The 24,772-nt window shown below is 58.0% G+C and carries 16 protein-coding genes; 6 read left to right on the top strand and 10 right to left on the bottom strand.

What is annotated here, in order from left to right; genetic code table 11:
* Positions 1-256: 256 nt before the first annotated feature.
* Positions 257-1,096: a hypothetical protein gene (locus D7S44_RS18750; RefSeq protein WP_120457451.1), complete on the top strand. Its 840-nt coding sequence runs from the start codon at positions 257-259 to the stop codon at positions 1,094-1,096.
* Between the two features lie 707 nt (positions 1,097-1,803).
* On the opposite strand, the gene bamE is transcribed toward D7S44_RS18750, so the two are convergent.
* The 10 genes from bamE to mgtA form a co-directional block, all read right to left on the bottom strand.
* Complete coding sequence (bamE, locus tag D7S44_RS18745; RefSeq protein ID WP_120457449.1) at positions 1,804-2,157, bottom strand: outer membrane protein assembly factor BamE domain-containing protein; 354 nt, start codon at positions 2,155-2,157, stop codon at positions 1,804-1,806.
* On the bottom strand, positions 2,154-2,639 hold the full coding sequence (locus D7S44_RS18740) for a hypothetical protein (RefSeq protein WP_120457447.1): 486 nt from the start codon (positions 2,637-2,639) through the stop codon (positions 2,154-2,156). Before D7S44_RS18740 ends, bamE begins: the two co-directional genes overlap by 4 nt.
* Positions 2,640-2,868: 229 nt before the next feature.
* Positions 2,869-3,099 (bottom strand): hypothetical protein, encoded by a 231-nt coding sequence (locus D7S44_RS23370; protein ID WP_147402119.1) that lies wholly within the window; start codon positions 3,097-3,099, stop codon positions 2,869-2,871.
* On the bottom strand, positions 3,086-3,346 hold the full coding sequence (locus tag D7S44_RS18735; RefSeq protein WP_167456981.1) for an adenylate cyclase: 261 nt from the start codon (positions 3,344-3,346) through the stop codon (positions 3,086-3,088). Before D7S44_RS18735 ends, D7S44_RS23370 begins: the two co-directional genes overlap by 14 nt.
* A 452-nt stretch (positions 3,347-3,798) precedes the next feature.
* Positions 3,799-4,029, bottom strand: a complete 231-nt coding sequence (locus D7S44_RS18730) for a hypothetical protein (protein WP_120457446.1) — start codon at positions 4,027-4,029, stop codon at positions 3,799-3,801.
* Positions 4,026-13,877 (bottom strand): two-partner secretion domain-containing protein, encoded by a 9,852-nt coding sequence (locus tag D7S44_RS18725; RefSeq protein WP_120457444.1) that lies wholly within the window; start codon positions 13,875-13,877, stop codon positions 4,026-4,028. The genes D7S44_RS18730 and D7S44_RS18725 overlap by 4 nt, the downstream gene beginning before the upstream one ends.
* Positions 13,878-13,889: 12 nt before the next feature.
* Positions 13,890-14,417, bottom strand: a complete 528-nt coding sequence (locus D7S44_RS18720) for a toxin-activating lysine-acyltransferase (RefSeq protein ID WP_120457442.1) — start codon at positions 14,415-14,417, stop codon at positions 13,890-13,892.
* A 9-nt stretch (positions 14,418-14,426) separates the two neighbouring features.
* Positions 14,427-16,121 (bottom strand): ShlB/FhaC/HecB family hemolysin secretion/activation protein, encoded by a 1,695-nt coding sequence (locus D7S44_RS18715; RefSeq protein ID WP_120457440.1) that lies wholly within the window; start codon positions 16,119-16,121, stop codon positions 14,427-14,429.
* Between the two features lie 269 nt (positions 16,122-16,390).
* Positions 16,391-16,477 carry a magnesium transporter protection protein MgtU gene (gene mgtU, locus D7S44_RS24140; RefSeq protein ID WP_371315545.1) on the bottom strand — a complete coding sequence of 29 codons (87 nt, stop codon included), beginning with the start codon at positions 16,475-16,477 and terminating at the stop codon, positions 16,391-16,393.
* A 10-nt stretch (positions 16,478-16,487) separates the two neighbouring features.
* A complete protein-coding gene (mgtA, locus tag D7S44_RS18710; protein WP_120457438.1) occupies positions 16,488-19,184 on the bottom strand; it encodes a magnesium-translocating P-type ATPase in 2,697 nt (898 codons plus the stop codon).
* A 607-nt stretch (positions 19,185-19,791) separates the two neighbouring features.
* Between mgtA and D7S44_RS18705 the strand changes: the two genes are divergently transcribed.
* Genes D7S44_RS18705 through D7S44_RS18685 form a run of 5 tightly spaced genes read left to right on the top strand, consistent with a single transcriptional unit; the run spans position 19,792 to position 24,759 of the window.
* The gene (locus D7S44_RS18705) at positions 19,792-21,360 is read left to right on the top strand and encodes an ABC transporter substrate-binding protein (protein WP_120457436.1); all 1,569 of its coding nucleotides are present in this window, start codon (positions 19,792-19,794) and stop codon (positions 21,358-21,360) included.
* The gene (locus D7S44_RS18700) at positions 21,360-22,412 is read left to right on the top strand and encodes an ABC transporter permease (protein ID WP_120457434.1); all 1,053 of its coding nucleotides are present in this window, start codon (positions 21,360-21,362) and stop codon (positions 22,410-22,412) included. The genes D7S44_RS18705 and D7S44_RS18700 overlap by 1 nt, the downstream gene beginning before the upstream one ends.
* Positions 22,409-23,266, top strand: coding sequence for an ABC transporter permease (locus tag D7S44_RS18695; RefSeq protein WP_120457433.1), 858 nt, complete (start codon positions 22,409-22,411; stop codon positions 23,264-23,266). Before D7S44_RS18700 ends, D7S44_RS18695 begins: the two co-directional genes overlap by 4 nt.
* The gene (locus D7S44_RS18690; protein ID WP_120457431.1) at positions 23,256-24,089 is read left to right on the top strand and encodes an ABC transporter ATP-binding protein; all 834 of its coding nucleotides are present in this window, start codon (positions 23,256-23,258) and stop codon (positions 24,087-24,089) included. Before D7S44_RS18695 ends, D7S44_RS18690 begins: the two co-directional genes overlap by 11 nt.
* Entirely contained in the window at positions 24,082-24,759 is a 678-nt protein-coding gene (locus D7S44_RS18685) for an ABC transporter ATP-binding protein (RefSeq protein ID WP_120457429.1), read from the top strand. The genes D7S44_RS18690 and D7S44_RS18685 overlap by 8 nt, the downstream gene beginning before the upstream one ends.
* Positions 24,760-24,772 lie beyond the last annotated feature (13 nt).

The raw sequence follows: 24,772 nt of genomic DNA, 5'->3' as shown, positions 1-24,772 counted from the left end.
TTGACACAAAAACCTTAGTAGCTAAAACCATAGTTGGCTGGTAAACAAAGCCAAAGTTTTTGACATTTATGAGGTATACATGTCAAAACTAGCGCAGCGCTTGTTAAAAACCAAAAAAATATCAGCCAGAACAAATTAACCACCAATATATAAATTTACATATTGACTCACGCATAAGGTTTTATATAAGGTAAAGACGACTCAAAACGTCATTTAGCCCCCCATAAAAATCTTATCAGGATAGATATCAAAAACCATGACAAATAGAATAGATATTTTTTTAGGCCGCATCAGCCATATATCACAGGTTTTTTTAGTTGCCTTTGCAATATTTGGCTATTTTTACACTGTAAGACCAATATACCAAAAAGAATTACTTTCTGAAGATATCGCAAAAAAAGAAGTTGAGCTTAATGGTTTAAAAAATGAACTTAAGAAGTCGTCTGGCATTCTTCAAAGTAATCAATTAATTCAAAATGGATTAATGAATGATATTGAAAAATCAAAAAGACAATATAAAGAGTCAGAAGATAAATTAACCTCAATTAATAAAGAGCTCTCGACATCCATTCTTGAGTTAAAGAAACAGAAATTATTGACAAAGAAAGCCATTGATAATAATAAAAACCTGTCATCAGTCTTTTGGGAGAACTTCCACGGACTGGTCAATAACACATATCTAAGACAAAGTATAAAGATGGTAAACAATGAGTTAGGAGAATCACCCAATACCAAATTAGAGGAATTGTATGTAAAACCATACATTGCTATAGATGAAGCTTTAAAAATGGGTAATCATAATTATTTTGAAAGTGCTGAAAACATTCCTAGCGAACTCAGGAAAGAACTTTTAGCAAAAATATCTATTATTCTTATAAAGAATAAAAAACTACTGAACAATTACCCAAGCGGATTTGAAGAGAAAGTCAAAAACTTAAAAAAAGAAATAAAAAAATACAATTCTGATAGCAACCCTAATTCAATATCAAAATCCTATGAGGCCAGCATGGCGCTTTATGAATATATTTCCACCCAGAATAAAATATCAAGAGGAATAGCAATAGATTTCCTTAATAAAATACAAAAAGACATTTAATCTCAAATAGTCAGCAGGCTACGCTTTGGTAAGATCTTTCTTGGCTTGTAGGATATGAAACCGATTCGTAAGCCTAGACTCATGCAAAAAACGTGGCCATTCATGTCCTTTTTAGCGAAAAATCTGTCATTTAAGATTATTTCTTAGAAAAGAAAAAATCTTTTCGATGTGTTCCCATGCAACCTAATCAGCACAGCTATGTATGTTAGCTACTTGAGAATCCATCTACACGTACCGCCTTAGCCCATTCTTGCTGTCCCAAACAAGGTGATCACTTTTAGTACACACTAGTGTAGATCCCGTATCAAACCGCTCACCACTTAAGTCAATGAATTTAATACATAAATACCAAAAATGAACACTGTGAACACTTTTCCCTAAAATCATTTTATTTTGGATTTAGCGCTGGGCATTCGTTATCCTTGCCATGCCGTTAAGGGGTGTGAGATCCAATAATTGGTACACGTTTAGGTATACAAACCAAAGTTGAATTGGGTAAAAGGCCTTAATTTCATAAGGTTGTGATACTTACTCAGACTCCGCCAGCTCTGGTAGCTAACATACCCGTAACAAAGCTGACGTCTCGGTCAAAGGAGACACCTCCTCTCTTGGCCTCAACGCCAGCCTCTTTAAGATGAAGCATGTTAATAGTCATTTCCAGGCTGAACTTTCTAGCCAAGACTATTTTAGCCTAATATTGGATAAGGTTATTTCCTGCTATATTCCATTTTCTCAACAATATTACTATCATTAAATTTCAAACCAAGCACAACTTTCTCATCTAAAAAAACAGGTATGAGAAAATAAATCCTTCTGTCTTTTATATCGGAAAAATAAACCCAGTTATTACCTCCATTATAATCCAGAGGTGTAGTTGGTCGACCAAGTAACATTAGGACATCTCTCTTTGTAGACTGCCCAACCACAATCTTTTCTTTGATTTGCCTTTCTGAAAAATTCGACACCGATCCTTCTTTTGTCCGATCAATATCGCCAGCACAAGCATTTAACATTAAACATATAAAACATGCCATTATTTTCTTGGGAGTTATAAAAATCATTTTAATCTCTCCACAGGTTCTTCTACATAAACATCGTTTACCTTGTCGTATTTCATATGCGTACCATATAAAATACAATAACCAGAGCGATCAGAGAAATTTATCCTGAATTCGTAGATTTCATTTGCTTGCGGAAGAAAATCATAAGAAATGCTACATCTGGCAAAGTAATAGCCTATACTTGTAGGCGTTCCCGCATGCAACTTCGTCTCGAAATATGTTTCTTTATATCTATCAGGAAAGCTTTTATATTTTGGCAATCCAATATCAGTACTTGATTTAAATATCACAACTTTACTATTGTCTACATTAGCTTCTTTTCCACCATATTGTGAAATGGTAAAGCCAACGGGATTTCCTATCAGCCTTATTTTTGCAATATTTTTATCGGTATCTGATGGTGGTATATAGGGCACTTGTCCCCATCTGCCAGCGCATCCGGTTAAAATTAAAGAAAAGGCGGTTACTGTTGCGAATTTCATAAAAACCTCCATTTTATAATGAAAATTGATTCTCGTTTATGTCTTTACTAAACAACGGTTATAGCACAGTACAATATGCGAAAATTTTTTAACAGTATTCAGGGACTAAGCGAACAGGCCCCCAGCTTTATATAGAGCTTCTCGGTCTGCCATCCCTACCGTGTCTGCCCTGCTGTTCATGAGTCATGATTCTTCGCCACATTTGCAATGGCCGTAAATAATTACAGTCCTAACGGATATCAAAAACCCAAAACACAAATCCTGTCGGGACTCCCAGTAAACTAATTTTTAATACTATAGCAATCTCTTCTTTTCCAAAAAGGAATGGCTTATTAAAATCCCAAAGTAACCAACCTCGCAAAAGATAAGAAAACGCCCCAATAAAAACCAAAGCTAAACATGTATAAAAGCACAAAAAGAACAACGCCCCTATGGATTTTCGATTTTCATTTTTCTTCATTTTCACCTCCAGATACGGTTTTATTCAAAGCATCCCCGGTTGCGCCTGAAACAAAAGTATCTCCTAAATTCCCCATTACTGATGGTACTGAACTTTGCGGTACTGGTTTAGTTATTGTCCATACGCCTGTCGGCACCCATTCATACTGTTTTGAAACAGGGTTAAATATTTTATCCATTGGCACTTTAATAACGTTACCTGCCGCATAACCAGCCGATGCACCAGCCTTGCTCAGTAGTGCTGCCATAAAGGGATCATCACCGCTGATTTCAGCCTGATACCCCCCCTGCCGCATTCCACGTCATTGTGGGCTTATAACCTTTACCTGCCGTGATGGCACCACTTAGACTTGAACCAGTCATGTTTGATAATTTTACTTCTCCCGTTGTTCCGTATTGGATACCTGCACCTGACTCTGACCCCACGCCTACCGCAATAAACTGCTCTTTAGTATTGTTGACAGCACTGGTCATTATTGCCTTGCCTCCCATAACCAAGGTAGGCCATGAATTCGGGCCCATAACTACAGCTATGATACGGTCGCCTGTGCGATTTTATCCTTAAGGAATAGCGGATATCGTATATAACAGCGTTTTCAGTAGATTTTAACAACAGCCCGTGCAGGACGGGCTGTTGAATAAGAACAGATAAAAATCTTTCTACTCTGTTGTAACCAATCTCTATTTTAATTAAAACAGATCACTTCTTAAATAAAGGCAAAAGGTAATAAAAAAACCATAAAATAAGACTTGCAGGAATAGCGCCAAACATAGCACCTTTTAAGCCACGCCATAGTTTATCAAAACAAAAGACACCTTCAGTTAAATAATTCAGCCCTTCAAAAAAGAAGAAGAAAGCTGAAACTATAAAACTCATAGCTAATAATAGCAGCAAAAAAACCTTAATTAGCACTATAAGACTCTTTGTCATTTATTAGCTTCCTCTTTCTTCTCTAAATAACTTGGCACCAGACCTGATGTAATAGAATCGCCAATATTCCCGGCGACTGATGGTAAAGGATGCTGCGATACAGGTTTCGTGATCGTCCATACGCCAGTCGGCACCCATTCATATTGTTTGGATACAGGATTGAGTATTTTATCCATCGGCACTTTAATAACATTGCCAGTCGCATATCCAGCCGATGCACCAGCTTTGCTCAGCAGTGCCGCCATAAAGGGATCATCCCCGCTAATTTCTGCTTGATAGTAACCGCCTGCCGCATTCCACGCCATTGTCGGGTTATAACCTTTACCTGCCGTAATGGCACCAATTATACCGGACCCAATCACGTCTGATAATTTTACTTCGCCCGTAGTTCCATACTGGATACCCGCACCGGCAGCTACACCTACGCCTACCGCAATAAGCTGCTCTTTAGTATTATTGACAGCATTGGTCATTATTGCCTTGCCTCCCATAACCAAAGTAGGCCATGAAGTTGGATCCATAACCACAGCCATAACACGGTCGCTTGTAGTAATATTATCCTTAAGGAATTTAAGATCTGTTCCATTAAGGTAATTCACTAGCGCTGCCGCAGACGGATCTTTAAGTTTTTCACTCAGACGGAACTGGCCAGGATTTTCATCACGGGCGACATTAGTATCGGCCTGTATTAACTCCTCCCATGTCACGCAGGTAACACCACCGCCATTACAAGCATCCTTAAGTTCTTGGCTGTTTTTATTGCTGATTTCAATGTATTTCTCGACAACCATATTACAGTCACCGCCTGATTTTTTGCATTCCTGCATTTCTTTATCAAGCTGACGAGCCTCATCTTCATGCAACCAGTTATTCTCAACCGCATTCTTCCCGGCCTGCGCACCCGCTACCGCACCTGCCGTACTGTCCCCGGTCACCCCGCCTGCCAGCGCTGCCGCCAGCGTCCCCAGCGTGCTTATCGTCTGACGCTGATCTTCCGTCAGGTCCTCGCGTTTAACTCCCGGATACATCTGCTGCGCGATATACTCGCCCATCGCCGCGCCTGAGGCCCCCGCGACCGCGCTGTTGCCCGCCGCGTAGGCCGTCACCGCGCCCACCACCGCGTGGGCCATCAGGTTCGCCTGGACGTTCACCACGTCGTTGCCGTTTGCGTCCTTCGTGGTGGTCATGGCGTGAATAACTTCCGCCAGGTAAGGCGCTGCCGCCCCGCTGGCCGCCTGCGCCAGGTTGCCGCCCGCCAGGCCCTGCACCGCCGCCGTCGCGGCCTGAATGCCCTGCTGGATGGTGCTGCCGGTGCCTAACCCGCTCGCGTTAAACGCCTCGTTATAGAAGGTCTGATAGACCTGGCCGCTGATGTCGCTCGCCTTCGGCTCTTTGTCCGGATGTGCCGCCCGCCATTCGGCTTCCGCTGCCTTCAGCTGGTCCGGCGTAACGTTCTTCATCCGTTCATTCGCAGCTTTTGTCGCCGCTATCTGCCCCTGGGTTCTGACAATATCCGCCGCCTGGTTCCCAATCTCCCCTATCAGCTGCGCCTCCTGCAGCCGGTTTTGCTCTTTCTCTTTGTCGAATATCGGGGAAAGCGTCTGGTTCGCGTGCTCAACGTCCCGGCTCAGTCCGCCCACGTCCTGGGTCTGCTTCTCCCCGTCGCGGATAACTATCGCCCCCTCGCTTACCGCCGCCTTCGTCGTCGAGCTGTCGCTGCCGCTGTGGTTCGCTCCCACCAGCAGCCCGTTCGCCATATTCCCGGCAAACTGACCGGCAATGCTTCCGCCGGTGCTGATGCCCGCGCTCTGGTGCTCTACTTTGTAATCCGCCCGGTTCTCGATGTCGCTGAACCCGAGCGTGCCCGTCTCCAGCCGGTTTTTATCCGCCGCGGCGGTAGAGCCGATAACCGCCCCGTCCAGCTGCGTGTGCTCCCCGACCGTGACGTCAAAGCCCCCCTTGCCCGCAAAGATGCCGGTCTGCTCCTCCACGCTCTGCCAGTTGCTGTGCATTTTGTCCCGCGAGGCGCTCAGGCTCGCCGAGCCGGTCATCGAGCCGATGTTAAAGCTGCCCCCCGCGCTGACGCTCTGCTGCTTCGAGTCGTAGCGGTCACTGTCCTGCTCGCTCGCCAGCGTCAGGTTGCGGCCCACGTCCGCCTTCACCTTCTCCCCGCTTACCTGCGCGCCCTGAAGCAGGGTGTCGCGCCCGCTCACCATCGTCACCTGATTCCCCGCGCTCACCTGGGTCTCCGTATGGGTGACGCCGCTGCCCTGCTCGCTGCCCCTGCTCTTGTTGACGCTGGCGGAAATGTTGAAGCCCCAGCCGCCCTGGCCAGCCCCGACGCCCACGCCAAGGGTGCCGCCGTGGCTCTCGTTTTTGCCCTCCAGCGACGAGGTGTTCTCCGCCGAAAGCAGGCTGAGGTCCCGGTTCGCCGACAGCAGCACGTCCTTGCCGGCCTGCAGCTGGCTGCCCTGCACCTTCAGGTCGCCGTCAGCGCCTTGCACTCCGCTGCCCCGCGCCACCACGCTCAGGTTATCTCCCGCCGTCAGGCTGCTGCCCTGGGCGGTGCGCTGCTCGCTGTTCTGGGTCGAGGTGGAGGACTGGCTGCCGTAAGAGAGGCTGATGCCGATGGTGTTGCTGTTCTGTGGGCTGTTGCCCTGCGCCGCCGCCAGGCGCGCGGCCTGCACCGCCTCTACCCCGTTGAGCGCGGCTTTAGTGGCCTGCAGCGCCGCCAGCCGTCCGCTGTCGGCGGACTTCGCCTCCTGCACCGTCTGCGTTGCCGTATTCAGCGCGCTGCCCACCGTACCGGAGAGCGCCAGCGTCAGGCCGGAGGTTTTCTGCTCCACCTTGCGCGTCTGGCTGCTCTGGTTCTCCGCTGCGGTAATGCTCACCTCCCGGCCATCCAGCGTCAGGTTTTTACCGGCGATAAGCTCAGAGCCGGTAACGTCAAGGCGGTTGCCCGCCTCCAGCGTCACGTTGCCGTTAACGCTGCCGACGGTGCTGCCCTGGTTGGTCAGATCCTGCCCCGTCTCGGTGGTTTTCAGGCTCTGCGAGCCGATGCTGAAACCGATGCCGCCAGTGCCTGACAGCCCGCTCTTTTTCTCCTGCGACAGATGCTGTTCGCTGTTGCGCTCCGTGGCGCCCAGGATGCTGAGATCGTTGCCCGCCTGCAGGACGACGTCGTTGGTGCCCGTAACCTGGCTCCCCTGCACGCGCAGGTCGTTGCCCGCCGCGACCGTGACGCTGTCGCCGCTCAGCGCGCTGCCCTGCGCCGTCTGCTGCGAAATCTGATCGCGCGTCTTGAGAGTGCTTTTCGACAGCCAGCCGCTGCTGCCGGTCGCCTTGTAGCGCTCATCCAGATCCTTAGTGTTCTCGCCGTTGAGAAGCGTCACGTCGTGGCCGGCGGTAAGCGCCAGCGCGTCGTCCGCCGAGAGGGTGGCGGCGCTGGCGTTCAGATCGTTGCCCGCCAGCAGGCTAACATCGCCTTTGCCCACCACTTCGCTACCGACCTGCTGCGTGTTGCCCTGTTTCAGGCTGTTGTCTGCGTCCCAGACGATATCGTCGCGGCTTGCGGTAGTGACGGTGTTAAGACTGAGGTCGCGGCCCGCATGGATCACCGTCTGGCTCTCCTCGCCGCTGTTGACCACCTGCGCCGCCGTCAGGTTGATATCGCGCCCGGCCTGCAGGATCAGCCTGCCGTCGTCGCCCTGCACGTACATGCCCGCCACGCTGTCGACGCTGGTGCGCGCAAAGCTGTTATCGCCGTTCTGGCTCTCGACGCTGCGCGTGGTGCTGACGGCGTTGATATCCCGCCCGGCGTTCGCCAGCAGCGCGTCGGTGCCCTGGATCGCGCCGCCGATGTTATTAATATCGGTGCGGGCGTTAAGATCCACGCTCGCGCCTTTAATGGTGCCCGCCAGGTTAGTGATGTTGTCGGCGCTCAGCTTCACTACTTCCCGTCCGGCCAGGGTGCCGCTGTTAAACAGCCCGCCGCCCAGGTTCAGGTTGAGGTTGCGGCCCGCAATCAGCGCGCCGCTGCCGTCCACATCGCCCGGCTGCACGCGCGCGTAAACCTGCGGCACCAGTACCGTCTGGCTGGAGCCGTCCGGCAGGCGGACCTGCGCGTTGACCAGCCAGACGATATCCTCGGTCAGCAGCGCCATCTGCTCCGGCGTCAGCGCCACGCCGAGCGTCAGGTTGTACTGCTTGCCAAAGGCGATGCCGTTGTTCATCAGCGCCTTATACTGCTCTTCGTCGTTGCTGTATCCCTCCAGATAGCGCTGGCCCGTCAGGTTGATTACCTGCTCACGGATCAGGCGCTGCTCGTAAAAACCGTCGCCGAGGCGCCTCATGACGCTATCGCTGTTCTGCGTCAGCGCGTCCTGCATATAGTCGCTGCTCAGCCACTGCTTCTCCTGGGTGAAGCGCGGATCGGTCTCTACCAGATATTTGCCGTCGGGCGACGGGTTGGTCTTAAACAGGCTGTTATCCGGCAGGCGCGTATCCGGCCCGACGATGCGCACCACGCGCGCCGCTTCTCCCTGCTGCGGCGTAACGCTGCTGGCGACCTCGAAGCGCTGGCCCGGCTTGAGCGCGGCGGCAGCAATGCCTGGCAGCGTGCCGGTATCAACGTTCTGCAGGTCAGGCGAAAGCGTGCTGCCCGCCACGGCGGCGCTGACGCTGCCGGTATGGCCGATAACCGCGTTGGTTCCCTGCGCGCTCTGCGGCGCAATCGTGACCGGGCTGCCGCTGATGTCGCCGTGATCGACCAGCTGGCTCGGCTTCAGCGCAATCGTCTCAATCACGTCCGGCGGCGTATAGGCCGAGGTTTTTTTGCCCTGACTGTCACCGCCTTTATGGCGGATGCGGTAGTAGCGGGTGGACTTACCAACGTCGGTCGTGATGCGCTGGCCTGCCACCTCGACGTTATCCAGCTCGCCCGCGTTCATCGTCAGCGTATTGCCCGCCACCATCTGGCTTTTATCGTTGAACACCTTATCGGCGTTCACCGTCATATTGCCGCCCGCGATAATCTTCGCCGGATCGCTTTCGGCAATCTGCGTCTCCTGCACCGTGCGGGTGTAGTCATACTGGGTGAAGCGGTCGTGGTTGCTGCCGGTTTTGCCCGGCGTGTTGAGGTTGCGCAGCGAGTCAGCGGAGTTGCGATCGACAAAGACGCCCTCTTCACCCGCTTTCCAGCGCACCGTATCACCCGACTGCTGATACTCAGTGATCGCCTCCGTGGAAACGGTCGCCAGCTCGGTGCTGAAATGATCGTTGACGTTATTGATCTGTCCGGCGGTAAGGAGCATATCGCCCGCCGACTCAATGGTCGCGCTGTGGTTGTTGATGGTATCGGCCTTGCCGGTCGCCAGCCCGTCGGCATCCAGTTCGCCGCCCAGCGCCATATCCCCTGCGCTGTAGATCAGGCCGTGATCGCGGTTGTTCAGCGTCTGGACGCCAATATCGACCCGCTCGCGTCCGGCCAGCGTGGCGGCGGTGCCGTTTTCCGCCAGGTTATTGAAGACACCAGCCTGCACGCCCACCGTATCGCCGTAGATACGGCCGCTGCCGATATTGGTTAAGGTGCCAGCCTTTAACAGCGTCTGTTTGCCGTCGATCAGGCCGTAGTTGGTTAGCTGGCCGTTCAGCGTCAGCCAGTCCTGCCCGGCGTTGATTTCGCCGCTGGCGGCGTTCAGCAGATTACTGGCGCGCAGATCCAGCTTACCGCCCGCCAGCAGCTTGCCGCTGTTGGTGACGTCGCCTGGCGTGGTGAAGTTAAAGTTGCCGTTGGCGATCATCTCGCCGCTGTTGTTCAGGCTCTGCTGGCTGACCAGCGTGATATCGCCGAGGGAAAGCAGCTGCCCGTCGCCGCCGATGCGATCGGCACGGATCGCCAGCGATCGGCCCGCTTTGACGACGCCCGCGCTGTTGGTCAGCGTCAGACCGTCGCCCTGAAGCGATAACGCCTCTCCGGCGCTTATCTGCCCGCTGCTGTTGTCGATCGGGCCGGTGCTGTTGATGGTCAGTTGCTTATCGGCCAGCAGCGCGCCGCGCTGGTTAGCCAGGCTGCCGCTGTTGATCTCGATATTCGCCGCTTCAATGCCCTGCTGCGCGCCCTGGGTGTCCTGATTGTTCAGCTGCAGCGCGTTAAGTACGGCGTTCGCGCCGCTGCGGATAAGCCCGGCGGCGTTATCTATCGCGCCCTGCGCGCTCGACAGCAGCAGATCGCCGATGCTCTGGATCTGCCCGCCGCGGTTATCCAGATGCGTGGCATTCAGGCTGGCCGCCTGTTCGCTGACCACGCGCCCGCCATTGCGGTTATCCAGCTCGCCGCTTTGCAGCGTAAGGTCGCCCTTCGCGCCCAGCGTACCGGCCTGATTGTCGAGATCGCCGCTTTGCAGGCGCAGATCGCCCAGGCTGTAGAGCGTGCCGTTTTCGTTGTTGATGCCCTGACCGTTGCTGTCAACAAGCACGCTACCGCCCTGCAGCAGGCCTGCCCGGTTATTGAGTGCGGATTGTGTGGCGAGGCGGAGCTGGTTTTGCGCTACCAGCGTACCAGCCGCATTATTTAACCCGCCTGCATCCAGCTGCAAGGCTTTTCCGCTCAGGGCCAGACCCTGCGCGTTATCCATTTTCTCTGCGGCGATAACCATATCGCCCTGGCTGGTCAGGCCGCCTTTGTCGCCGCTGTTTTGGTTGAGCAGCGTGTCCACGCCGATATCGAGGCGATCGCCGCTCTGGATCAGGCCGCCGTCGCTGTTGTTCAGCGTGCCGCCGCGCAGCGTCAGCGCCTGCTGCGCCGCCACCTGCCCGTCGCGGTTATCCAGCACGCCGAAATCCAGCTGGCCCGTCTCGCCGCTCGCCAGCGTGCCCTGGCCGTTGAGCAGCTCTCCGGCGGTCACGCGCAGCGCCTTGCCCGCGCCGATAACGCCGTTCTGGTTATCCAGCAACTGTGTCGCGCTCAGGGTCAGCCCCTGGCCCGCTTTAATCGTCCCGCTCTGGTTGTTGATAGTCTCCGCAGCGGCGGAAAGCCCCGCCTGTGAAGCCAGGGTGCCGTGCTGATTCGCCAGCTCCGCGCCCTGGAAAAGAAGGTCACCCTGGCTGGCGATAAAGCCCTGCTGGTTGTCGGTCGCGCCTGCGTTAAGGGTAAGCGCGCCCAGACTGCTGATGCCGCCCTTGCTGCCGCTGTCGCGGTTGCTCAGCGCATAGCCGTGGGTGTCGATGCTGGCATCGCCGCCCGACTGCAGCAGGCCCGCGTCGTTGGTCAGCGCGCCGTCGCTGCTGATCTGCAGGCGCTGCTTGCCCACCAGCGTGCCGCCGCTGTTATTGAGCCCCTGGGTAGTCAGCTGCGTATCGCCGCCGCCCGCCAGCATCCCCTGGCGGTTATCCAGTTCGCCGCTGCGCAGCGTCAGCGCGCCGGAGCTGAGTATGCCGCCGCTGTCGCCGCTCAGCTGGTTGCTCAGGCGCGCGCCATGCGTATCGAGCAGCAGATCGCCACCTGCCTGCAGCAGCCCGCCGTCATTATTCAGCGCGCCGCTGTCGCTGCGCAACGCGCCAGTGGCGGCGATAACGCCGTTCTGGTTATCCAGCGCGTTCTGGCCCAGCGCCAGCGTAAGGTTATCGCCGAGCAGCTTGCCGCCCTGATTCTCCAGCCCGGCGGCATTGAGGGTAAAATCCTGCTGCGCTTCGAGGCGTCCAGCCTGATTCGCCAGCGCCTGCTGCGTCGTAATGCTGCCGCTGCCCGTCGCTGCGGTCACCTTGCCCTGGCTGTTGTCCAGCCGCTCGGCGTTTAGCGTGACGTTGCGGCTCGCCGCCACTTCGCCCTGGCGGTTATCCACCGTGCCGCTTACCTGCGCCGTCAGGCTGCCCTGCTGCGCGGCGACGAGGGTGCCGGAGCGGTTATTGAGCGCCGCCGCACTGAGATCGATATCGCCGTTGGCCGCCAGCTGGCCACCTTCATTGTCGAGCGCGCCGCGCGTATGCAAACGCATCGCGCCGCTGCCGCTCTGCACTATCTGGCCCTGGCGGTTCGACAGGCTGTCGGCGTCAGCATCGATCTGCTGAGCGGAAGTGGTACCGTTATCAAGGTTAAGCTCGCTGCCGCGCAGGCTGAGCTGGCCGTTCGAGATCAGCCTGCCGCCGCTGCCCTGCAGGCTGCGTGCGTTAACCGCCAGCGTGCCGCTGCCGGCATGGGTAATATCGCCGGACTGATTATCCAGGGTGTCAGCGCTAAGAGTCAGATTGCCGCTGTTGGTCGCAATACGCCCGCCGCGGTTATTCAGGTCGCCCTGCAGCGTCAGCGAGAGATCATCGCCGCCGGTTTGCGTGATCTGCCCCTGCTGGCTGGAGAGATCGTGAGCGTGCAGATCGAGCTTAGTCGCCGTCAGCGTGCCGCCGTCGTTATCCAGCCGCTTGCCGGTGCTGGCGCTGAGCTGCTGCTGCGCGGCGATAGCGCCGTTGCGCGTAACCAGATCGCTGTCGCGGGCGTCGAGGGTGATATTTTTTCCCTGCGTCCGGCTGCCGCTGAGATCCAGCCCCTGCCCGCGCGCGGCCAGGTCGCCGCCCGCCAGGTTCTGCCCCTGCGCGGTCAGCTTGCCTGAGGTAGCGAGCGTCAGATCGCCTGAGTCGCCGATCTTGCCGTCGCTCTGCACGCCAGCGGCGAGGATGCTCTCTTTGGTGCTGTTCAGGCTGGCTGCCTGAAGCGTGAGGTTATTGCGTGCGGCAACAGAGCCACTGTTCGCTACCTCCGCCGCGCTGGAGAGCGTGGCGTTGCCGCCGGAGAAGATCGCGCCGCTGTTGCTGACGCCCTCGCTGGCGGCAACCTGCAGCTCGCCGCTGCTCTGTATGCTGCCGCTGTTCTCAATACGTCCGTCGGCGCTGATCACGACGGTGCCCGCCTGCGCGCCGATGCTGCCGGCGTTGCGTACGCCGACGCCCGCTTCGGTGCCAATCAAACGAATTTTTCCGGCATACATGCCACCAAGGCTGGAGACATCGAGCGCCATCTGCGGGCGCGAGGCGGGATCGTCGCTCTGTTTCGTTACCTGCTGATGCGCCGCATCCACCTGGTTGCGGCCGGTAGTCACCTTCAGGTCGTTAGCCCAGACGCTGGCGTTGATTTTTACCGAGCGGGCGATAATGTCGGTGTAGTCCTGGCGCGAGCTGTCCATCCCTGCGCCTTCGACCGCCACCTCTCCGCGCTCGACGTTAAAGCCGGTGAGGTTGCCGTTATTCATCTGCGCCTGGCCTGTGGTCAGGGTGGCGCGGTTGGCGTTGATAAAACCGCAGCCGTTGCAGGTGATGCCGGACGGGTTGGCGATCACCACCTCCGCTTTTTGTCCCGCCACCTCCACAAAACCGTTCAGGCGGCTGGGATCGCGCGAGTTGACCTCGTTGAGGATCACTTTGGCTTCGCCTCTGGCGAGCCAGGGGTTGCCGCTTACCATGCCGCCCAGTTCGGTCTGCACGTTTTTATGCGAGTTGTTCAGGATGGCGCCCTGCTGCCCGACATCGAACTGGCTGTAGCTGTTGCGCGAAACGCCGCCTGCGGAGGGGGTCTGGATATTGATCTGCGGCGTGCCGTTGGCGCTGTTGATAATGGTCGGCTGCTGTCCGCCAGGCGCCTGCGCGTCCGCCACGATCGCGGCGCTGGCGGGCTGTATCACGCCCATCGCCAGCCAGAGGCTAAAACTCAGCGCCCCGACTTTGCCGATCAGGCGGCTCAGGGTATGGCCCACGCCGGAGGAGCGGGAACTGCCCGCGCGGCCCGAACGGGCAATATCGGCCACCACCATCAGCATGCCGCGCGCTTTGTTGAAAATGATTCGGTACAGGTTTCTGTTCATCTAATGTCCTTATCAGATTTGTGGCAGCTCCACGGCGAGCGGATGCTGCTGCTGCCAGCGTTTTGCCGCCTCATGGCTGACGCTGCCGCCATGAAAGTTAAACACGCGCTTGCCGCGCTGCTCTCCGCGATGATCCAGCGCCCGCCAGCAGGCGTGAGGAAAGAGGTCGCGGCGCACCAGACGGCTCATCGCCAGCGTATGGCCGAAGGGCGCGATCCAGTCGCAGCACCACATGCGATCGCCGCTGTTCCAGTCTTCAGGCGGAAAATGGATGGCGGGCAGCGTGAGATAGCGCGCTTCCGTCTCCCTGTTCAGCCAGGCCCAGCTAAAGAAAAACACCGGCTGGCCCGCCTCCGCCACCAGAACATACTGCTGCTGTTTGATAATCGGCAGCAGCAGCGTCGGCAGCGCATGCAGCGGCGCGTCGCGGTGCAGCGGCGAATGTATCCACAGCCAGACGGCGGCGCCCAGCACCTCCGCCTCGCTCTCGTCGCCACCGAGGATCAGCGGCGATTTAATCTCATATTGTCCTGCGCGCATGTCGGCCTCTCAGTAGCTCCAGTTAAGGTTGAAGCCGAGCGTGACGTAGCTGGTGCGCAGGCCATCCGGTCTGGAGAACGGCGTGCCGATAAACAGGTCATAGCCGGTGTTGAACGCCTGCCCGCGCAGCCCCGCCACGCCGCCTGCCAGATGCTGGCCGGTTAACAGTTCGCTGCCAGCGCCGCCGACTTCGCCGTAATCCGCGCCCAGGTAGAACTCCTGCGCGGGCAGCGGCGTGCTCCAGGCGATATCGTTGCGCACATACCAGCCGCGGCTGGCGTTAAGGGTGCGCTCGCCGTCGAAGCCGCGCACCGTCCAGCGGTTGCCGATAGCGAACTGCTCCTGCGGCGTAAGCGGCGTGTTGCTCATCTGGCGCAGATACTGCATGTTGTAACGAAAATGCTGATCGCCAAGCGTAAACGGCAGATTGAACTGCGCATTAAGCTGCACGATTTTGCTCAGCGCCGTCGCCTCGCCGAAATACTCCTCCGGCGCAGGCTGCGCGCCAAACCAGCGCGTGCCGCGTTGATAGCTGATGCCCGCGTCCAGCGTAGCCTGCTGAATGTAGTGGCGATGCTGCAGACCGATACGCCAGGCGGCGGTCTGTCGCCGCTGCACCTGCACTTCGGTGTCGTTGATATAGTTGCGGCTTTCGCGCGTCAGCACGTCGTAGGTAAAGGAGGTTTTCTGCGTGCCGCTGCGGTGCAGCACGCGGCTGAGCTGGACATCGAGGCTTTTGCTTTTGCCGCTGTAGCGATAATCCTGATTACGTCCGGCCACCGTCTGGTGATAGTCGTAATCGCTGCCCGTCGCGGAGAACATCCAGTAGCCGAACGGCACCGAATAGTGGCCGGTGAGGTTTTTGCTGCCCTTGCCGCCCTGGCCCTGCAGGTCGTGCGTGGCCGACAGATACAAGAGATCGCTCAGCGCAAAAGGGTTGTCGAGCGAAAGCGTCACGCCGCCCAGATAACGGCCGGTGCTGCGGGTGCCGGAGTCATCCAGCGAGACGCCGACGCGCCACATCTTTTTCTGCTGCCAGCGCACCTGAATATCGCTTTCGCCAGGCTGTTCGCCGGGAACCACCGACATATCCGCCTGCACAGTCGGCAGGCGCTGCAGATTTTCCAGCCCCTGTTCGATATCCCGCAAATCAAGCAGGTTGCCCGCATGAGCAGGAAAGGCGCTGTAGAGCCAGAGATAGTGGTCGCTTTCCGGCGTCAGTTTCGCCTCGCGCACGTAGCCCGGCACGATCACCAGACGCAGCGCGCCGCTGTTGAGATCCTGCGACGGCGCCAGCACGCGCGTGGTGACATAGCCGTGATCCACCAGCCGGTTTTGCAGCGTGCTCATCAGCAGGTTGATGCCTTTCGCCCCCAGGCAGCGCCCCTGCGCCTGGCTGGCGATGCGGTTAAGCGGCAGCCAGCGGGGCAGCGCCTGCTGCCCCTGCAGCTCGACGCGCGCGATGGTGAAACAGGGACGTTCAGCGGGAAAAACGATGCTGCCGAAGCTGGAAGACGGCGGCGAAAGACGCACATCCGGCGCTTTCGGTTCAATCTGGCGCTCCAGCGCCTGCTGGCGCTGTTGCTGGAGGCGTAGCTGGTCATTTCCGTCAGGCAGCGCCTCTGCGGCGGTGGCCTGTGCGGTAAAAAACGCGCCGTTCAGCAGAGCGACGGAGAAAAGAATACATTTATGCTGGAAAACCATCCGACAATCCCTGTCACGTAAAGTAATCGTAAATTATGTTAACTCAGGTAAAAGTGGCCGCATATTACCCATAATTTACTGTTAGCGACAACTTTCGTTTGCTGATTTTTTAAGCTGAATGTTTAGGGGATTTTACCGGTTTTCGTAATAAAACCGGAGCGGTGAGCGCGGATACAGGGGAGTTTGCAGAGGAGAAATTTAAGACCATTCTTAACCACAGAAACGGGCTAAAAAATGGAAAAGCGGCGAGTCGCCTCGCCGCCGATGATTTAGCGTACAATGACCGTCAGTAAAATCAGCGCAATGGCGATAACAGCCACGCCGATAAACGCCCGATCGAGCCTTACCCTTCTCATTGCCGCCCTCCTAGAACCACTGACCGAAGCGGCGGATATAGATCCGTTTCATTCCCTGAGCCACCAGGCAGTAGCCGAACAGCGTCGCCACCAGCCAGGGGAAATAGGCGAGCGGCAGCGGCGCCAGTCCAACCATCGCGCCAAGCGGCGAGAACGGAATGCCGATGCCAAGCGCCATAATGCCGAACGTAGTCAACAGTACCGGCAGCGCCGCGCGGCTCTGAATAAAGGGGATCTTCTGCGTGCGCAGCATATGCACCACCAGCGTCTGCGACAGCAACCCTTCAACAAACCAGCCGGACTGAAACAGCGACTGCGCGCCCGCATGATTGGCGCCGAAAACGTGCCACATCAGCGCAAAGGTGGTGATATCGAACAGCGACGAGGTCGGCCCCATCCACAGCATAAAGCGCCGGATATTGCTGGCGTCCCATTTGCGCGGCTTGCGCAGGAACTCCGCATCCATCTTGTCCCAGGGCAGCGCCAGCTGGGAGATGTCATACATCAGGTTCTGCAGCAGCAGCTGAATCGACAGCATCGGCAGAAACGGAATAAAGGCGCTGGCGATCAGTACGGAAAAGACGTTGCCGTAGTTAGAGCTGGCGGTCATATTCAGGTACTTGATGATATTGCCGAAGGTTTCGCGCCCTTTCAGCACGCCCTCTTCCAGCACGCGCAGATCTTTCTCCAGCAGGATAATATCGGAGGACTCTTTGGCGATATCCGCCGCGCTGTCGACCGAAATCCCGACGTCGGCGTCGCGCAGCGCCGGGGCGTCGTTAATGCCGTCGCCGAGGAAGCCTACCGTGTGGCCGTTCTGCTGAAACAGACGTACCAGCCGCGCTTTCTGCGGCGGCGTCAGCCTGGCGAACAGGCTGCTCCGCTCTGCGGCCTGCGCCAGCTCGCCGTCGCTCATCGCCTCAATCTCATCGCCGGTCAGCATCGCGCTGGCGTCCAGTCCCACCTCCTGGCAGATACGCGCCGTGACCACCGGGTTGTCGCCGGTCAGCACTTTGACCGCCACGCCGTTGTCGCGCAGCGCCTGAATCGCCAGGCCAGCGCTCGCTTTTGGCGGATCGAGGAAAGTCAGCATCCCTTCCAGCGTCAGCTCGCGCTCATCCGCCTGCGCCAGCGGCGGCGCGATGTCGCCTGCGCGCGTTGCCACCAGCAGCACGCGGAAGCCCTGCTGGTTATACTCTTCAGCCAGCGCCTGCAGCATTGCCCGGCGGTCGTCACAGAGCGGGACGCACTCGCCGTAAAGGCGAATCGTCGTCGACACGGCAAGCATCTCTTCGACAGCGCCTTTACAGACCAGCAGCGACTCGCCCTGCTGCAGATCTTCCAGCAGTACCGACAGGCGACGTCGCGCGAAATCAAAAGGCAGTTCATCCTGTTTGTGGTAGCGGCTGCGCTGCGTCTCGCTGACCTGCATCGCGCCTGCGCGCATTACCGCGCGATCCATCGGATTTTTGCTTCCCGTCTGGCTGTTGCTGTTCAGCCAGCCCAGCAGCAGCACGCGCGCATCCTCGTCGCCGGCGCAGTTAAGCGCGTGCGACAGCTGGATCTCATCCTGCGTCAGGGTGCCGGTTTTATCGGTGCAGAGCAGATCCATCGCGCCGAGGTTCTGAATCGCGTTCAGGCGCTTAACGATAACTTTGCGCCGCGCCATCGCCATGGCCCCTTTCGCCAGATTAGAGCTGACGATCATCGGCAGCATCTCTGGCGTCAGCCCCACGGCGACGGCCAGCGCGAACAGCGTGGCGTCGGTCCAGTCTCCTTTGCTGAAGCCATTAATAAACAGCACCACCGGCACCATAATCAGCATAAAGCGGATCAGCAGCATGCTGACGCTGTTGACGCCGCGATCGAAAGCGGTCTGGGCGCGGCTGCCGACCAGCGACTTCGCCAGCGACCCGAACCAGGTCAGGCTGCCGGTCGCGACGACAACGGCGCACGCGCTGCCGCTGGATACGCTGGCGCCCATCAGGCAGATGTTATCCAGCTCCAGCAGACTCTTGCCGCTCGCTGGCGCGCTGCTGCTTTTTACCGCCACATCGGCGCTGAGGTCCACTTTCTCCACCGGCAGCGACTCGCCGGTCAGCACGGCCTGGCTGACGGAAAGATCGCGCGAGCTGATAAGGCGGACATCGGCGGGCACCAGATCGCCCGCGCTGAGCAGAACGATATCGCCTGGCACCAGCTCGCGCATGGCGACCTCCTGCGGCGCGCCGTCGCGCATGGCGGTCGCCGTCGTGCGGACCAGCGACTTCAGCGCCTGCGCGGCGCGGTTGGTACGAAACTCCTGCCAGAAACGCAGCATGGCGCTCAGCGTTACCATGGTGCAGATAATAGTGACGCCGGTGAGATCGCCCTCGTCGCCCGCGCGCAGCGGCAGCCAGTAGTCGGTGAAAAAACTCACCAGCGCCAGTGCCAGCAGCACGTAGATAAAGGGGTTATGAAACGCCATCAGCAGCTGCAACAGCGCAGGCGGCGCTTTTTCCTGCGCTACTTCGTTAGGGCCGAACTGCGCCAGACGGCGCTCCGCCTCCTGCTGGCTCAGGCCTGCCGCCTGGCTATGCAAGCTGGCCAGCGTCGCCTCAACGGAGCGGCTCGCTTCCTGCTCGATTAAATATTTTTTTTCGCCGTTTCGCGCAGCGCCGCGGCTATTTTTCGCCAGCGTTTGGCTTTCCAGTTTTAATTCGGACATAGTGAATTCTCCCTGCAACAGGCAAAGCAATCCCGACATGCGAAAATACGCATGCGTAAAAAGTTAAATATTAAAAAGGATGCGTAGCATGAGGGCCGAATAAGCCGCAGGCGTAAGCGTCTCGCCGCGTATGGATAGCGATGCGGCGAAAAAGCGCAGGCGCAGGGCGCAGCCAGTCAGCTACGCGCAGCGAGGAGGAGGAAACAGAGCGTGCGAAAAAAGCAGCATAACGATCGCCTTATCGTGAATAAGCTTATTCAGGAAGCAATCGTTATTAAACAGGATTGCTGCCCGCCGGGTGGCAAGCAGCATGAAAATTCAGCTTGCCAGTATCTGTAAAAATGTCGAATGACTGTCCAAGTGAATTCTCCAGTAGGAAGTTGCCGCTATTATAAGCGCGTCGCATTAAGGGTAAAGATTAAAATAACGCTAAATAGACTTTGTTGAGGTTCTGTTTCTCTATACTTGTTAAACGCGGTTTTTTGCCGCTTATAACCATAGCGCAAGCCTTATAACTTTAATGCATAAGGTTAGCCCATAATAGACTATTCTTCCTTTAAGCCCTTCCGTACACTCGCGTTACTACTTTATAAGGCAAGGAATTACCATGAAAAAAACTGTCGCTTCCCTGTTGGCAATGTCGCTGACAGCCGCCTTTGCCGCGCATGCCGTCACGCCGAAAGATACGCTGGTTATCGCTCAGTCCATTGATGACGCCGACAGCTTCGATCCCGCCAAAGGCTTTGAGCTGACCAGCGTGCAGGCTTTTACCAATATTTATCAGCGTCTGGTCCAGTCCGATCCGCAAAATCCGACAGATCTGAAACCGACGCTCGCCGCCAGCTGGCAGCCGGGCAGCGACAACCGCAGCCTGACCTTTGAACTGCGCAAAGACGCCCGCTTCGCCAGCGGCAACCCGCTGCGCCCGGAAGATGTCATCTTCTCGCTGGGCCGCGTGGTGAAGCTTAACCTCGATCCCTCTTTTATTCTGACGCAGCTCGGCTGGACTAAAGAGAACGTTGACGGCTTTCTGAAGAAAGTCGACGACAACCACGTTCAGATTAGCTGGACCGCCAACGTCAGCCCGACCTACGTGCTGAGCCTGCTGTCAGCACCGGTCTCCTCTATTGTCGATGAAAAAACCGTGAAGGCGAATGAGAAAAACGGCGATCTGGGCAACGGCTGGCTGGCGACCAACTCGGCGGGCAGCGGCCCCTATCAGATCCGTAAAGTGGTGCTGCACCAGGTCGTGCTGCTGACCGCGAATCCCACTTCGCCTGCGGGCGCGCCGAAGCTGAAAAATGTGCTGATTAAAAACGTGCCGGAACCGGCGGCACGCCGTCTGCTGCTGGAGCAGGGCGACGCGGATATCGCGCGTAACCTCGGCGCCGATCAGATCGCCGCGCTGAAAGGCAAAGCGGGCGTGAAAACCGAAGCGATTCCAATGGCGTCGCTCTACTATATTCAGTTCAACGTCGGCGCCAACGATACCCTGAAAAACCCGGCGCTGTGGGAAGCGGCGCGCTACCTGTTCGACTATAAAGGCATCGCCAGCGAGCTGCTGAAAGGCCAGTTCGACGTGCACCAGACCTTCCTGCCGAAGGGTTTCCTCGGCGCGGTCAACGACACGCCTTACAGCTACGATCCTGAGAAGGCGAAAGCGATTCTGCAGAAAGCGGGCCTGACCAACGTCAGCTTCAATCTCTCTACCAGCAACCAGCCGCCCTATCTCGATATCGCGCAGGCGTTGCAGGGCAGCTTCGCCAAAGGCGGCGTGAAGATCAATGTGCAGCCGGGTCTGAGTTCGGAAGTCTCCACCAGCGTGAAGGCGCATAAGTATCAGGCGACGCTGAACGCCTGGGGCGCGGACTATTTCGATCCCAACACCAACGCCGCCTCTTTCGCCTATAACCCGGAAGATGGCAGCAAAACCATCGCTTACCGTTCAGACTGGCATATCCCTGAGCTGAATAAGCAGGTGCTGGCGGCGACGGCGGAAAGCGATCCGCAGAAGCGCGTGGCGCTCTATGAAGCGATGCAGAAATCGGTGCTGAAAAGCTCGCCGTACGTTATCGGCCTGCAGGCGCGCAACCTGATCGCGCTGCGCGACAACCTGAAAGGCTACGTGCAGGGCATTAACCCTGACATGGTTTACTACTCGCAGGTCAGCAAATAATGGCGCAGTCAGCCTCCGATGCCGGGTTCGCCCGGCATATCTGGCCGCGCCTGTCGCGGTTCGTCACCAGCCTGCTGTCGCTGCTGGTGACGCTGCTCGGGCTGCTGGCCTTTACCTTTATGTTGTCCCACCTTTCGCCAGTAGATCCGGTGCAGCAGATCGCTGGCGATCACGCCAGCGAAGCGACCTACGCGCAGGTGCGTCACGAGCTGGGGCTGGATCAGCCGGTGCTGGTGCAGTTCTGGCGCTACCTGGAGCACCTGGCGCGCGGCGACCTTGGCCTTTCCCGTCTCACTAATCAGCCGGTAGCGAACGATCTGATGCAGACCTTTCCGGCGACGATTGAGCTGGCGACCTGCGCCATGCTATTCGCCGCCCTGTTCGGCATTAGCCTGGCGCTGCTCGCCGCCTGGAAGCCGGGCAGCCTGCTCGACAATGTGGCGCGCTTTATCTCCCTGCTCGGCTATTCGGTGCCGGTATTCTGGCTCGGCCTGCTCGGGCTGCTGCTGTTTTACGCCGTACTGCACTGGTCGGCCGGGCCCGGACGACTCGATGACCTCTATGTCTATACGCTGGAGCCGAAAACCGGCTTCGTGCTGATCGACAGCTGGCTCTCCGGCGACCGCGAGATGTTCCGCAACGCTATCGCTCATCTCTGGCTGCCGGTGGTGATCCTCGGCCTGCTGGCGATGGCGGGCATTACCCGTCTGCTGCGCGCCGCGCTGCTGGAAGAGAGCAGCAAAGAGTATGTGACGCTGGCGCGCGCCAAGGGCGCCGGTCGCGGCCGCATTCTGCTGCGCCATATTTTTCCCAACGTGCTGGGCACGCTGGTGACGGTCATCGCCCTCTCCTACGCCACGCTGCTGGAAGGCTCGGTGCTGACCGAGACCGTTTTTGCCTGGCCGGGCGTCGGGCGCTATATGACCAATGCGCTCTTCTCGGCCGATGTACCGGCCATCCTCGGCTCCACGCTGCTGATCGGCGCCTGCTTCATACTGCTTAACGCCCTGGCAGACGCCTTAACCTGGTTAACCGATCCGAGAACCCGATGACGCAACAACTCTCTGAACTCGAAACCGTGCGGCCGCGCCGTCGCCGCCGTCGCGTCACCTCGCTGACCATCGGCCTGACGCTGGTGGCGATCCTGGTGCTGACCGCCCTGCTCGCGCCGCTGCTGGCGCCTTTCGATCCCAATATGCAGACGATTTCGGCGCGCCTGCTGCCGCCATCGGCGCAGCACTGGTTCGGCACCGACGGCTTCGGCCGCGATCTGCTCTCGCGCGTCATTTACGGCGCGCGGCCAACCCTGCTGCTGGTGTCGCTGATCCTGGTGCTGACCATTCCGGTCGGCCTGCTGGTCGGCATTACCGCGGGCTACCTCGGCGGCTGGACGGAGCGCGTGCTGATGCGTATTACCGATATCTTTCTCTCGCTGCCTAACCTGGTTATCGCGCTGGCGCTGGTGGCAATGCTCGGCCCGGGCCTGATGAACGGTGCGCTGGCGCTGGCGCTCACCAGCTGGCCGCCCTTCGCCCGCCAGGCGCGCGCCGAAACGCTGGCGCTGCGCCGCAGTGACTATCTGGCCGCCGCGCGCATGCAGGGCATCACCGGGCTGCGCCTGATGTTCGGCCATATTCTGCCGCTCTGCCTGCCAACCGCCGTGGTGCGCGCCGCGCTCAGCCTCGGCGGCATTATTCTTTCCGCCGCCGGTCTCGGCTTCCTCGGCATGGGCGTACAGCCGCCAACCGCCGAATGGGGCTCGATGGTCGCGGAAGGCAGCAAAGTGATTTTCGACCAGTGGTGGGTCGCCGCCGCGCCGGGCGCGGCGATTCTGTTCGGCAGCCTGGCTTTTAACCTGACAGGCGACGGCCTGCGCGACCGACTGGATACCCGCCATGCCAAATGATCTGTTACTTCACGCCGAATCGCTGAGCATCCGCAGCGACGACGCGCTGCTGGTGGACGACATCAGCTTTCGCATCGGCCGCGAGCGCGTGGCGCTGGTCGGCGAATCGGGCTCCGGCAAGTCGCTGACCGCCCGCGCGCTGATGGGACTGCTCTCGCCCGCGCTGCGCCTTCACGCGCAGAAGCTTGAGGTGGCTGGCCACGACGCGCAGCGCCTGAGCGAAAAAGCCTGGAGCGCGCTGCGCGGTGATACGGTGGCGATGGTGATGCAGGACCCGAAATATGCCCTTAACCCGACGCGCACCATCGGCTGGCAGGTCGAGGAGCCGCTGCTGCTGCACCGCCGCCTGAGCCGCAGCGAGCGGAAAGAGAAAGTGTGCGAGATGCTCGACGCCGTGGGCCTGCCGCAGCCGCGCCAGCTGATGCAGCGCTATCCGCATCAGCTCTCCGGCGGCATGGGCCAGCGCGTGATGCTGGCGATCGCGCTGATCGCCGATCCCGCCTTTTTAATCGCCGACGAGCCGACCTCGGCGCTCGATCACGCCATGCGCGATCAGGTACTGGCGTTGATCCGCCGTCTGGTCGAGGCGCGCAATATGGGCCTGCTGCTGATCAGCCACGATCTGCAGCAGGTCTCCGAACACTGCGAGCGCGTGATGGTGATGTACAAAGGCCGCGTGCTCGATACCCTGCCCGCCGCCGATCTGCCGCGCGCCACCCATCCCTATACGCGCACGCTCTGGTCATGCCGTCCGAGCAAAGCGACACACGGCGAGGCGCTGCCGGTGCTGGACCGCGCTGCGCTGGAGGCGAATCATGATTAATCTTCAGCAGCTCAGCGTCTCGCATAAGCAGGGCTATGAACTCCGCACCGTGGTGCATGAGGTCGATCTGCAGGTCAACGCCGGCGAGTGTTTCGGTCTGGTCGGCCCGTCCGGCTGCGGCAAATCGTCGCTGCTGTGGGTGATGGCCGGGCTGAACCCGCACTGGCAGGGGAAAATGGCGCTGGCGGGCTGCGACGTCGCGCCGGGCAAGCCGTTTACCGGCCAGCTGCGCCGCGATGTGCAGATGGTATTTCAGGACCCCTACGCTTCGCTGCATCCGCGCCATCGCCTGCGTCGCACCCTGGCGGAGCCGCTGAAGCTGCTGCGCCGCGACAATATCGACGATCGTATTAATCAGGGCTTCCGTCACGTCGGGCTGGATCCGGCGCTGGCGGAGCGCTATCCGCATCAGCTTTCGGGCGGTCAGCGCCAGCGCGTGGCGATCGTGCGTGCGCTGCTGCTGGAGCCAAAGATCCTGCTGCTGGATGAGCCGACCTCGGCGCTGGATATGTCGGTGCAGGCGGAGATCCTCAATCTGCTGAACGATCTCAAGCGCGACGACGGCCTGACGATGGTACTGGTCAGCCACGATCCCGACGTAATCGACCATATGTGCGATCGCGCCGCGCGCATGGCGCAGGGCCGCATCGTCGAGCAGATCACCGCCTGACGGATCGCGCGAG

Origin of the sequence: Pantoea piersonii (assembly GCF_003612015.1) — a bacterium.
GTDB lineage: Bacteria > Pseudomonadota > Gammaproteobacteria > Enterobacterales > Enterobacteriaceae > Pantoea > Pantoea piersonii.
Note: the sequence above shows the minus strand (reverse complement) of the source record. Positions and strands in the feature narration are given on the sequence as shown.